The following is a 12,583-nucleotide window of genomic DNA, read 5'->3' as shown; positions in this document are numbered from 1 at the left end:
TGGTTGAGTGAAACAACTCGGCTGACAGTACCCTATCAAAAACACTATGTCTGACCCAAACTCAGTATTAGCTCTTTAGTACTAATTAATCAGTCTTAGCCATAGCGACCAGTGATATAGTCTTCTGTCGCAGTTTGGGTAGGTTTGGTGAATATCTGATCGGTCTCCCCCATCTCGATCATATCGCCTAGATACATATAGACGGTATAGTCTGACACACGAGCTGCCTGCTGCATGTTATGGGTAACGATGGCGATGGTATAGTCGTTTTTGAGATCTTCTATCAGATCTTCGATAGCGCCCGTCGAGATAGGGTCAAGCGCAGAGGTTGGCTCATCGAGCAACAACACTTCAGGCTTGGTCGCGACACTACGAGCGATACACAGACGCTGCTGCTGACCACCTGATAGTGACAGGCCGGATGCTTTTAGTTTGTCTTTCACTTCTGGCCATAGCGCCGATTTTTTTAGTGCCCACTCCACGCGATGATCCAGCTCGTCTTTGCTAAGCTTTTCATAGAGTTTGACACCAAAGGCAACATTGTCATAGATCGACATGGGAAACGGGGTTGGCTTTTGAAATACCATACCGACCTGCGCGCGTAGCAAGTTGACATCGATGTCTTTGCCCAAAATATTGCGCCCATCAAGGTTGATAGCGCCCTCTGCACGCATTCCTGGATACAGATCATACATGCGGTTAAAGGTACGTAGCAGCGTCGATTTACCACAACCTGACGGACCGATAAAGGCGGTCACTTTCTTTTCTGCGATATCAATATTGATGTTTTTTAACGCCTGAAAATCATCATAATAAAAATTGAGATCGCGAACTTCCATTTTTGCCTTAGGCATATTTTGGGGAATATCATGAATGCTTTGCTTATTGAACTCAGCAGTATTTGGTTGCTGTGATTGCGAGCTTTTGGACATGGTTCTATTTAACAGACTGTCTGTTGCATTATTAAAGCGATCAGCAGTCGTTTCTGTGCGGACCTTGCTTGCGACATCATTCATAATATTATCCAACCTAGCTTAGTGTATTTCATATAAGTATAAGTAAATGCTTGGTATCTATGCAGCGATATCGGTCTTTATTTGACCTGACCTCGATTGCCAATAAATCTTGCCAGAATATTCAATACCAAGACAGATGCTGTAATCAGAAGCGCTGCCGCCCATGCCAATGTATGCCAGTTATCATAAGGACTCATCGCAAACTGATAAATGGTATTGGGTAAGTTAGCAATCGGCTGACCCATGTCGGTACTGAAGTACTGATTGTTGAGCGCCGTAAATAGCAACGGTGCTGTCTCACCAGTGATTCGAGCAAATGCCAATAACACCCCTGTCGTCAATCCCGCTTTGGCAGCTTTGACCGTCACTTGCGTGACCATTTTCCACTTGGGTGTACCAAGTGCATAAGCAGCTTCACGCAAACTATTAGGCACCAGATTCAGCATGTTTTCAGTGGTACGTACGACGACTGGGATAACAATCAATGCCAATGCCAATGCGCCTGCCCAACCAGAGAAACTTTCGCCTTTTACCATTAAAGCATATATAAACAGACCAATGACAATTGATGGTGCTGATAACAAGATATCGTTCAAAAAACGGGTCACTTTGCCAAGCATGCTGCCTTTAGAAAACTCAGATAAATAAATACCAGTCATCAGGCCAATAGGCGCACCAATAAATAATCCTGAGAATGCCAGCATTACCGAACCGACGATCGCATTGCGTAAACCACCCGGGCTCATAGGCGGCGGTGTATCAGCGGTAAAGATTGGCAACTCCATCATGCCTTGAAAACCTTCAACAAATAGTGTCACCAAAATCCATGACAACCAGAATAGACCAAACACCATCGCTGACATGGCAAAGCCCAAACCCAGCTTGTTGGTCCAGCGACGCTTGTTGTACAAGCTTTTGTTATAACGCCCAGCACTGCTTGGCTTCGTAGACATTGGCGCATTCATCACATTGTTTGCAGGCATACTATTTATTTCCCATATCTTTTATCAATATCTATCAAGGTCTCATAAGTCCTTCTCAGACTTATCGATTACCTGCTTTGTGATCCATGCGCATGAGCATTAATTTGGCCAAAGACAGCACAATGAAGGTGATGACAAACAAGATTAAGCCTAGATGTAGTAAAGATGCCAAATGCAGCTCGCTCGACGCTTCGGCAAACTCGTTGGCCAATGCCGAGGTGATGGTCACACCAGAGGTAAATAGGCTTGGGCTGATATTGAACGCATTACCGATTAAGAAGGTCACTGCCATGGTCTCACCCAATGCACGACCAAGACCCAAGATTACGCCACCAACGACACCCGCTTTGGTATAAGGCAGAATAATCTTGAACATCACTTCCCATGTCGTCGCACCCATACCGTAGGCAGATTCTTTGAGTAGATCTGGCACGACAGAGAAGACATCACGCATGGTGGCCGCGATAAAAGGAATAATCATGATGGCAAGTACCAACGATGCGGTGAACATCCCTAATCCCATGGGCGCGCCTGTAAACAGCTTACCGATGATAGGTAGCGGGCCAACATGCTCAATAAACCATGGCTGAATGTGCTCACCAAAGAAAGGCGCAAATACGAACAGACCCCACATACCATAAATGATAGAAGGAATACCCGCCAATAGCTCAATGGCAATACCAAGTGGTTTTTTGAGGAACTTTGGGCACATTTCGGTCAAAAATATCGCGATACCAAAACTGACTGGTACAGCGATAGCGATGGCGATAAATGACGTTACTAAGGTGCCATAAATAGGCGCTAGTGCACCATACTCATTGGCGACCGTATCCCAATTATTACTGGTATAAAACCCCAGACCAAACTCTTGAATGCTCGGCCATGCCCCAACAATAAGAGACACCAAAATGCCCCCTAAAGATAGGAGGACGAGTATGGCAAACGCTTTGGTAGAGTTGACAAATAAAGCGTCGTAACGTTTTTGTTTAGCCAGTTGGGACCTTAAGTCTGTCATAAGTGTCTCAGCATTGAATGGGTGAATTCAAAAAACCAGAATGTTTATTTCGTTTTATGACAGCAAACGCAACTTGTATCATTACTAATGGTTATCGTGAAATATCGCGATTAGTCTTTTGGTCAAATTTGCTGTGATAAAACCTCTCAAACCACTACCGGAGAATAGTGGCTTAAGAGAGAATTAAAGAGATTAGTAAACAATGGCTAGCATCGGGAGATTACTGAGCAGCCTTATAAACTGGCTGACCATCACTACCTTTTACTTCGTTCCATTTCTCTTTGAATAAGGCCACTGCTGTATCAGAGAATGGGACATAATCTAATGCCATAGCATCATCATCACCTTGGGTATAAGCCCAGTCAAAGAAGTTCAACACACCAGCCACTTGCTGAGGATTCTCTGGTTGCTTATGAACTAAGATGAAAGTAGCAGCAGCGATAGGCCATGCTTGATCCGTCTCAGAGTTGGTGATGACTTTATAAAAGCCTTCTTGTTGTGACCAGTCGATATCACCAGCGGCTGCAAAGGTCTCAGCAGATGGCTGAACAACGTTACCCGCTGCGTTTTTCAATGCCGTGTGTGACATATTGTTTTGCTTGGCGTACGCATACTCAACATAGCCGATAGAGTTTTTCATACGGTTGACGTAGCTTGAAACGCCTTCGTTACCTTTACCACCTGCACCAGTCGCAGAGGTTGGCCACTTAACGGTTTTATCAACACCAACGGTATCTTTCCAATCTGGTGATACTTTGGCTAGATAATCTGTGAAGTTAAACGTCGTACCTGAACCGTCTGAGCGGAATACTGTAGTGATAGCGGCATCTGGCAAGGTCAAATCTGGGTTCATGGCTTTGATCGCAGGATCATTCCAGTTATTGATTTTACCCAAATAGATATTTGCTAAGGTTTCGCCATCTAATTTCAACTGACCTGGCTCAACGCCATCGATGTTAACGATTGGCACAACGCCGCCGATAACGGTTGGGAACTGAATAAGACCAGACTCTTCAAGCTCTTCTGGCGTCAATGGCGCATCAGAAGCACCAAAATCGACGGTTTTTGATTGGATTTGTTTGATACCGCCAGATGAGCCAATCGACTGATAGTTGACTTGGCCGCCTGTGGCAGCGTTATAGTCATAAGACCATTTGGCATAGATAGGCTGCGGGAATGACGCACCTGCACCCGTGATATTCATTGCGATATTTTCAGCAGATTTAAAACCGGTGTCAGCAGAAGGCGTTGCCTGAGTCTGAGTGGTTGTTTCAGCCGTGGTAGCGGCACTACTGCTAGTATCAGCAGCTGGTTCTGTCGTCTCTGTTGACTTGTTGCACGCCGTAAGCATTAATGTACAACTGACGGCCACTGCTAATAACGAATAACGCATGTAGGACTCCTGAAGTTTAACAACGATATAAAAAAGCATTGTTTGTGATATGCGTGCTATCTTGCCAAATCTTTATGACAGTTTAATGACAACCTCTATAATCTTTCATCCGCTTTACATAATATTCAGATAAGCACTCTAAGTCTCAGTAATATCAAGTAATTTTGATAATTATTACTAAGAGTCTGTACTCATCACCAGACCGAACAGCAAACTCAAAGTCTGATGTTTTCATTCAAATATCATTAGCCGTTAACGCAGAATTTTGTTAGTATGAAAGGGATTTACAACACTGACAGACTCGGGGTGCGGTGTAGCATTGGCCTACTTTATTAAACGTTTATAGTTAAACATTGATAAAAGTAGCCGCCTATCTACATTCGCTGAGAGATCACCCGCCGAACCTGATGCGGTTAGTACCGACGCAGGGAAGTCTTAAGCACTTTGTTATTGATGACAAAGGGCGCGTAGAAATACCTTTTTATCATCGCTATTGTCTAACTATGCATGTCGCATAAGTAGATAACAAGAGAAGATAGAAAGCTGCGTCCACTATTTGATGACCATTAGCCGCGGCAATTTTTTGCTAGCTGTTAGGTGTTGATAATATAAATTTGTCTGAATGACGACTGCTTGTCCCCGCAGCTACTGGCGGTGTTGCTTTTATTCAAAAACCAACACGCTAGGACAGCATATGACTATTTCAAACAGCAGCTCTTTCGACAGTGCCTCAGCGGCATCACAAGCCCAAACGCACAACCCAGCCGATAACATTCTTCCTGTATCAGACACCAAAGCCGATAAAAAAGCAGACGCATTAAAAACGCCTGCCCACCGCGCTGCCAGTGATGCGCGCTTCGAAGAAGATGCGCGCGACTTACACCGTATCCTACCCGCCTCGCGCAAAGTCTATATCGAAGGCTCACGACCTGACATCCAAGTACCGATGCGTGAAATCAGCTTGGCTGATACGCCTGTTGGTGGCACTGGAGATAAAGACGGTGAGCATAATCCGCCGTTTTATGTCTACGATACTTCAGGCGTCTATACCGATCCCAATGTCGAGATTGATCTGACCCGCGGTCTACCAAAACTGCGTGAAAACTGGATCGCTGAGCGCGGTGATACCGAGCAACTAAGCGGTCTGTCTAGCTCGTACGGTCAAGCACGTGCTCGCGATATCAGTACTGCAAATCTCAGGTTTGCTCATATTGACAAACCGCGCCGTGCCAAAACCGGGAAAAACGTCACGCAGATGTACTACGCGCGTCGCGGCATCATCACCCCTGAGATGGAATATATCGCCATACGTGAGACGCAAAAACAGCATGAACTGACCGATATGCGTCAACATGAGGGTGAGAGCTTCGGTGCCAATACGCCCAAAATTATCACCCCTGAGTTTGTTCGTGATGAAGTGGCGGCTGGTCGCGCCATTATCCCCAATAATATCAACCACCCTGAGTCTGAGCCGATGATTATCGGGCGCAACTTTTTGGTAAAAATCAATGCCAATATCGGTAACTCAGCGCTGGGTTCTTCTATCGATGAAGAGGTGTCCAAAATGACATGGGCAACACGTTGGGGCGCGGATACCATCATGGATTTATCGACGGGCAATCACATTCATGAAACTCGTGAATGGCTAATCCGTAACTCGCCTGTGCCAATTGGTACCGTACCGATTTATCAAGCATTAGAAAAAGTCGATGGCGTCGCAGAAGATCTAACCTGGGAGATATTCCGTGATACGTTGATTGAGCAAGCAGAGCAAGGTGTGGATTACTTCACCATTCACGCAGGCGTCCTGCTTCGCTATGTACCGCTCACCGCAAACCGCTTAACAGGTATCGTCTCACGCGGCGGCTCTATCATGGCGCAGTGGTGTCTGGCGCATCACAAAGAGAGTTTTTTGTACACGCATTTTGAAGACATTTGTGAGATTATGAAGCAGTACGATGTGGCGTTCAGTCTAGGTGACGGCCTACGTCCTGGCTGCTTGCAAGATGCCAATGATGAAGCGCAGTTTGGTGAGCTACGTACGCTTGGTGAATTGACCAAAGTCGCATGGGAGCATGACGTACAGGTTATGGTCGAAGGCCCTGGACACGTGGCGATGAACCGCATCAAAGAAAATATGGACTTGCAGCTTGAGCTGTGTGCTGACGCGCCGTTTTATACTTTAGGGCCATTAACGACTGACATCGCACCGGGTTATGATCATATTACCAGTGCCATTGGGGCAGCGATGATTGGCTGGTTTGGTACTGCGATGCTGTGCTATGTCACGCCAAAAGAACACTTGGGTCTACCAAACAAAAAAGATGTGAAAGACGGCATCATCACTTATAAAATTGCCGCTCACGCTGCTGATCTTGCCAAAGGCCATCCTGGTGCACAGGCGCGTGATAATGCGCTATCCAAAGCGCGCTTTGAATTCCGCTGGGATGATCAGTTCAATCTGGCGCTCGACCCTGATACCGCACGCGAATATCACGATGAAACGTTGCCAAAAGACGCACACAAGTCGGCGCATTTCTGCTCCATGTGTGGTCCGAAGTTTTGCTCAATGAAAATCACTCAAAACGTGCGTGAGTATGCAGCAGGTTTGGACAAAGGATCAGCCAATCAAAAAGTGACTCCGCAATCAGGTGACTTAAGCGATACCGATCACTTGATCAAAAAAGTCGTTACAGAACTGGTCGGACAAGTAGGCGAAGCCAGTGCTGAGGAAGTCCGTCGAGGCATGGCTGAGATGATGGAAAAATATAATAAGGAAGGACGTCAGTTATATAAAGAGGTATAAGCTTTTTAGCTTTAATAAAAAAGCCCGAACCTGATAGTTAGGTTTGGGCTTTTTTATATTTATAGAAGCATGTTTCTGTATTTATGAAAAAATCATCGGCAATTATGCATAATTAAAAATATAGCCATTATTGTCATTTGGTGTAGTAAATACAATAGTGCCGCCTTCCTTATCGATCAATCGTATGCCTTCTGCTTCACCATTTTCTAGTGGGCATCTTTCTGAACTAGCATCGATAGTCACATTAACAACAGTAAACTTAGAGTCCGTACTATTATCTAGAGTGCCTTGAATCATACACTGTCTCGTATCAATGATACTAAATGTGCCATTAGCATTGATTGTTAGCGTACCTAAACCAAGTCCAAAACGTCCATCAGATGCACCAATTAATGTGCCTGTATACTGTCCAATTTGCTGCTCAATGGACTCTTTCATTGGTATATCATTTTTTATCAATGACGCATTGCTATTGATAGTTGTAGAGTTTCCACTACTATATTGGTACATCAGTTTCAGAGTATCATCATTAACCGTTTTTGCACCTAAGTTAAATACACTCCGCATACTGTTAAAAGCCGTGAAGTCAGTTATAAAATCTGTGGAGAGTGATGGATAGTAACCATCTGCCATTTCTTCACCAAACTTACCATGAGTGAGACCGATGACTGATTTGCTAGGTAATGGATCAAGCTGTTCGCCATTGGCATCAATTGTATTATTGTTGATCAACCAATATTCACCACTAGTGTCTACCACTAACCGCTGTACCACAGCATCTGTGCCATATAAATTACTTAAATCTGTCGTGCCATCAAACGCAAAACCAAATACTTGATTCTCTGTCTCTTCAGGTAATGGCTGTTCTGGATTGGGTTGTTCAGGTGTGGTCGGTTCGTTGACGCTTGCGTTGCTATCGCTATCACTACCGCAACCAGACAATGCCAATATAGAAGCTAAGAGCAAACTTGAGTAACGTATATTCATGAGTATATATCCCAATATTAAAAATATTTAAAACAAACTTAATTCGAGAATATATTCTAATTGTAATATTATAGCAACAAAAATAAAAAACCTAGCAGACACATTTGTTTGCTAGGTTCATGGAGTAGAATCTTAAAAATAGATAGGCTAGTCAAATATCCTCAAACCTTCGACGCCTGATAAATCTCTTCAATCGACGTATTAATAGTATCAGCAAACTCTTCATCGCTTTGCTGTTTACTTAACCCTTCGGTAAAGGCACGCGAGAAGCTAGCAATCATACCAGGGTTTTGCTTGAGCTTCGCGCACGCATCAGTACGGCTGTAACCACCTGATAGCGCCACTACTTTGAGCACTTTTGGATGGTCAACCAGTTCCTGATAAAATCCTGCTTCTTCAGGCAATGTCAGCTTGAGCATCACTTGCTGATCGTCACCCAAACGCTCAAGGTTACGCAGAATATCGGCTTTTAACAGTACTTCGCATTCATGCTTTTGGGCACTGTCAATATTGACCTCTGGCTCGACGATTGGCATCAAGCCTTTTGAGATGATTTGCTTTGCCACATCAAACTGCTGCTGTACAACCAGCTCGATACCATCGACGTTTGGTTCATAAATGACTGAGCGCATCTTGGTACCAAATACCGGATAGTTTTTTGCTTTATCTAGCAACAGGTCTAAATTAGGCATCGGCTTCATGACTTGTACGCCGCTCATCTGCTCTGCCAAACCTTTATCTACTTTTAAAAATGGGACGATTTGCTTGTCTTCCCACAAATAATTGGCGGCAGGTTTACCATTGACGTCGCGCTCCATAGTATCTTCAAATAAGATCGCACCAAGCACGCGCTCATTGTCAAAACAGTCGCAGGTCATGATACGGGCACGCATCTCATGCACCAAATCAAACATGGCTTCATCATTATCATACTCATTGCCACTGACGCCATAGTTCTCTAGCGCTTTTGGCGTGCTGCCGCCACTTTGGTCGAGCGCGGCGATAAATCCTGAACCGTCTTTTATGCGCTGTAACTGATTATCGTATTCCATTAAAAGTACATCCTATTTTTATTGAGTGAAATTAAACATTATAAACCAAGCTTTTTATGACCTATGATAAGGTCTGCTATTTGTAGATGACCTTATCATAGGATGGTAAGTATGCCTATATGGAAAACGTGACAACATTGCTAAAAACTCTACTGAATTCTTCTTTGGACAACATATCTCACGCTAAAAATAAGACGCCTACACAGCATACTGCGAGTAACAACCCCAATATATTGATGCGATTGAGTCGTTCTTTAAACACACCCACACCGATCAATGTCGCCACTGCAATGACACCCACGTTCATTCCCGTGAATACAATACTGGGTGAATCGTGCAGCATTTGATGAGCCCTGACATAAGCATAAATATTACCCATGTTGAGCGCGCCCAGTAGCAAACCTGCTATGAGTGCGTCCTTTTGCCAGCGCACCTGGCTGATAAGTAGATAGATAAAAAGCAGTGTGCCTGCCACACCAAAGCTCACAAACAGTGTCAACGGAAAAGCGGCACCTTGTTTGGCAACCTGTTTGAACAAAATATCAATGATACCGTAGCCTGCCCACACACCAAACAACCATAATGGTGTCTGCTTTGCTTGTGTGGTCATGGTTTGATGCTCTGGTCGATAGACCAATGCGCCTAATGCCAAAAACCCTAATGCCAACCCCAGTATACGAGTACCCGTCAACACTTCACCAAATAATAGAAAAGCGGCGACGATAGGGATAATCAATGATAAGCGCTGAGACGCATCCGTTGCTACCATGCCGACTGATTCAATGGCACGGCCCAGAATGATAAATATCGCAGGCAACAGTATCCCAAGCGCAATGATAATACCCCAAGCATTATCAAGCGCATGTATGGCGCCGACATCAGGCTTCAATAAAAACCAAGTCAGCAAAAAAGCGACCGGATAACCCGCAACGATGGTCTGACGAATATCCATTTTCTTTTGGCGTAGTATTTTCAAAAGTACTGAGACGGCGACGCTACACAACACCGCAATGGTTAAATACATCATTAGCTTCTACCTTTTGGATTGCGATATCAGGTGTTTATTACTCACATATTGGCAGCATAGTGCTAAGCAAGTCGCTTTTTATCCAGCTGATTTTTGGAGAAATATTATTGTAAAGATAATATTTGAATGTCTAAAGAAGTTGCGATCTAGAAGGTAACAAAATATATTTTTGACAGCAATCTATTTGTCATTATCTCTACAGTTATCATGCCTATCAACGCTGCATTAATGAGTTTCATATTTGGCAAATTACAATTTACTGCATGCCTGATTGCCAAGTTTTGCTAAAATACCCTGCTATTTTATTAACATAAGTAACGACTCAAAACCGCTCTGGTTTGACGTATTATTGCCGCCTATGAACGCTCTATTTCGCTTTTTCGAATCCCGTCTCCCCGCCTTTCCTGAAACGCCTATGCCATTACCTCGTAAGGGGTTATTGAGATTTTTGTGGGCCTGTACGCATGGTTTGCGCGGCTGGCTGTTCTTATTTATGATCCTCTCCGCTGGCGTCGGGGTCTATGAAGCCATGCTGTTTGCATGGATCGGTAACTTGGTGGATTGGCTGGGTGCTTATACCCCGCAGACGTTATGGGCAGAAAAAAGCGATATGCTGCTGCTAATGTTTGCCGTCTTGATCCTCAGTCCCTTTTGGATCGCTCTATCCTCATTAGTGCATTTTCAGGTCATTCAGGGCGTGTTTCCGATGCAAATGCGCTGGCGTTTTCACCGCCGCATGCTCGGACAGTCCATGCAGTTTTATCAAGATGAGTTTTCAGGACGTGTCTCAGCAAAGGTGATGCAAACTGCACTTGCGGTGCGTGATACGGTGATGACCATCACGGATATGATGATGTATGTGGTGGTATATTTTGTCACTACTGGGGTGATTTTATTTAATCTGGACAGCTTGCTGCTCATTCCGTTTGCGGTTTGGTTTGTGCTGTTTGGGCTTGCCATGTGGTACTTTATTCCAAAGCTCAAACGTACGGCCATTGTGCAAGCGGATGCCCGTGCCTTGATGACCGGGCGCATCACCGATGCTTATGCCAATATCATGACCGTTAAGCTGTTTAGCCACTCGCAGCGCGAACTGGGTTATGCCAAATACGCGATGAATCAGTTTTTGGGTACGGTACACGCACAGATGCGCTGGGTCAGCTATCTTGAGGTCGTCAACCATGCCATCAGTGTGACTTTGATTGGCTCGACTGCAGCTATTGGTGTGTATTTGTGGCAACAAGGCGATGTTGGTGTCGGTGCGATTGCCGCAGCGACTGCTATGGCGCTGCGTTTAAATGGTTTGACACACTGGATCATGTGGCAGACTACTAGTTTGTTTGAGAGTATCGGTACGGTACAAGACGGCATGCGTACTCTATCAGCACCGCAAAAAATCGTCGATAAGCCTAATGCGCAAACATTAACGGTCACCGACGGTCATATTGTCTTTGATCATGTCGATTTTGGCTATGAAGATGATGCTGGCGTTGCTGATGATGAAGGGGCGCGTGTCGATGAGGCAAAAACCGCAGCTACCGCATTGGCAACCAATCGCGTCAAACTGTTAGACGACTTTCATTTGGACATCAAGCCAGGTGAAAAAATTGGTCTGGTCGGACGTTCAGGCGCTGGCAAATCAACCTTGGTGAATTTACTACTACGCTTCTTTGATGTCGATAGTGGCAAAATATGTATTGACGGACAGGCAATTGATGAGGTCACCCAAGAGTCTCTGCGTCAGCAAATTGGTATGGTAACCCAAGACACCTCACTGTTGCACCGCACCATCCGTGAAAACATCGCTTATGGTCGTCCGGATGCCACCGATGCTGAAATTATTGAAGCCACTAAGCAAGCCCAAGCATGGGACTTTATCAAAGACTTAAGCGATGACAAAGGCAACACTGACCTTGATACCCAAGTCGGTGAGCGCGGCGTCAAACTCTCAGGCGGTCAACGCCAGCGTATCGCCATCTCTCGTGTGATGCTCAAAAACGCACCAATTTTGCTGCTTGATGAAGCCACGAGTGCCCTTGACTCTGAAATCGAATTTGCCATTACTGAAAGCTTAAACGACATGATGACTGGCAAAACCGTGATTGCCATTGCCCATCGTTTATCGACCATTGCGGCACTGGATCGCTTAGTAGTGATGGATAAAGGGCGCATCATTGAACAAGGCAGTCACGAGGCGCTGCTCGCACGCGATGGTGTCTATGCTAAATTATGGCAACGTCAAAGCGGTGGTTTCTTAGGTGAAGATAACTAAGACCCATCAAAATAAACCACAAGGAAGTGTTT

9 protein-coding genes and 1 riboswitch are annotated in these 12,583 nt (G+C 44.9%); of the genes, 2 read left to right on the top strand and 7 right to left on the bottom strand.

Features of this window, described 5'->3' with window-relative positions:
* Positions 1-95: 95 nt before the first annotated feature.
* The 4 genes from pstB to pstS form a co-directional block, all read right to left on the bottom strand.
* Positions 96-854, bottom strand: coding sequence for a phosphate ABC transporter ATP-binding protein PstB (gene pstB, locus I3255_RS00875; protein WP_228153131.1), 759 nt, complete (start codon positions 852-854; stop codon positions 96-98).
* 239 nt (positions 855-1,093) lie between these two features.
* Entirely contained in the window at positions 1,094-1,969 is an 876-nt protein-coding gene (gene pstA / locus I3255_RS00870) for a phosphate ABC transporter permease PstA (RefSeq protein WP_238036504.1), read from the bottom strand.
* Positions 1,970-2,060: 91 nt separating this feature from the next.
* Positions 2,061-3,014, bottom strand: coding sequence for a phosphate ABC transporter permease subunit PstC (gene pstC, locus I3255_RS00865; RefSeq protein ID WP_201601698.1), 954 nt, complete (start codon positions 3,012-3,014; stop codon positions 2,061-2,063).
* 220 nt (positions 3,015-3,234) lie between these two features.
* Positions 3,235-4,407, bottom strand: a complete 1,173-nt coding sequence (gene pstS / locus I3255_RS00860) for a phosphate ABC transporter substrate-binding protein PstS (RefSeq protein ID WP_201601696.1) — start codon at positions 4,405-4,407, stop codon at positions 3,235-3,237.
* A 292-nt stretch (positions 4,408-4,699) separates the two neighbouring features.
* A riboswitch (TPP riboswitch) is annotated at positions 4,700-4,855 on the top strand.
* 246 nt (positions 4,856-5,101) lie between these two features.
* On the opposite strand from pstS, the gene thiC reads away from it, so the two are divergent.
* Positions 5,102-7,213: a phosphomethylpyrimidine synthase ThiC gene (gene thiC, locus I3255_RS00855; RefSeq protein WP_238035999.1), complete on the top strand. Its 2,112-nt coding sequence runs from the start codon at positions 5,102-5,104 to the stop codon at positions 7,211-7,213.
* Positions 7,214-7,315: 102 nt separating this feature from the next.
* On the opposite strand, the gene I3255_RS00850 is transcribed toward thiC, so the two are convergent.
* From I3255_RS00850 to I3255_RS00840, 3 genes are all read right to left on the bottom strand, one after another.
* On the bottom strand, positions 7,316-8,200 hold the full coding sequence (locus tag I3255_RS00850) for a hypothetical protein (protein ID WP_238035997.1): 885 nt from the start codon (positions 8,198-8,200) through the stop codon (positions 7,316-7,318).
* Between the two features lie 161 nt (positions 8,201-8,361).
* Positions 8,362-9,252, bottom strand: a complete 891-nt coding sequence (locus I3255_RS00845; protein WP_238035995.1) for a fructose bisphosphate aldolase — start codon at positions 9,250-9,252, stop codon at positions 8,362-8,364.
* 178 nt (positions 9,253-9,430) lie between these two features.
* Positions 9,431-10,279, bottom strand: a complete 849-nt coding sequence (locus I3255_RS00840; protein WP_238035993.1) for an EamA/RhaT family transporter — start codon at positions 10,277-10,279, stop codon at positions 9,431-9,433.
* Positions 10,280-10,637: 358 nt separating this feature from the next.
* On the opposite strand from I3255_RS00840, the gene I3255_RS00835 reads away from it, so the two are divergent.
* Positions 10,638-12,551 (top strand): ABC transporter ATP-binding protein, encoded by a 1,914-nt coding sequence (locus tag I3255_RS00835; protein WP_238035991.1) that lies wholly within the window; start codon positions 10,638-10,640, stop codon positions 12,549-12,551.
* The last annotated feature ends 32 nt before the right edge of the window (positions 12,552-12,583 follow it).

Source organism: Psychrobacter sp. Ps6 (assembly GCF_022129235.1).
GTDB lineage: Bacteria > Pseudomonadota > Gammaproteobacteria > Pseudomonadales > Moraxellaceae > Psychrobacter.
This window is presented reverse-complemented; position numbering and strand designations above follow the sequence as displayed.

Coding starts and splice junctions, on each gene's coding strand:
- pstB (WP_228153131.1), bottom strand. CDS start 854: ATGCCTAAGGCAAAAATGGAAGTTCGCGATCTCAATTTTTATTATGAT.
- pstA (WP_238036504.1), bottom strand. CDS start 1,969: ATGTCTACGAAGCCAAGCAGTGCTGGGCGTTATAACAAAAGCTTGTAC.
- pstC (WP_201601698.1), bottom strand. CDS start 3,014: ATGACAGACTTAAGGTCCCAACTGGCTAAACAAAAACGTTACGACGCT.
- pstS (WP_201601696.1), bottom strand. CDS start 4,407: ATGCGTTATTCGTTATTAGCAGTGGCCGTCAGTTGTACATTAATGCTT.
- thiC (WP_238035999.1), top strand. CDS start 5,102: ATGACTATTTCAAACAGCAGCTCTTTCGACAGTGCCTCAGCGGCATCA.
- I3255_RS00850 (WP_238035997.1), bottom strand. CDS start 8,200: ATGAATATACGTTACTCAAGTTTGCTCTTAGCTTCTATATTGGCATTG.
- I3255_RS00845 (WP_238035995.1), bottom strand. CDS start 9,252: ATGGAATACGATAATCAGTTACAGCGCATAAAAGACGGTTCAGGATTT.
- I3255_RS00840 (WP_238035993.1), bottom strand. CDS start 10,279: ATGATGTATTTAACCATTGCGGTGTTGTGTAGCGTCGCCGTCTCAGTA.
- I3255_RS00835 (WP_238035991.1), top strand. CDS start 10,638: ATGAACGCTCTATTTCGCTTTTTCGAATCCCGTCTCCCCGCCTTTCCT.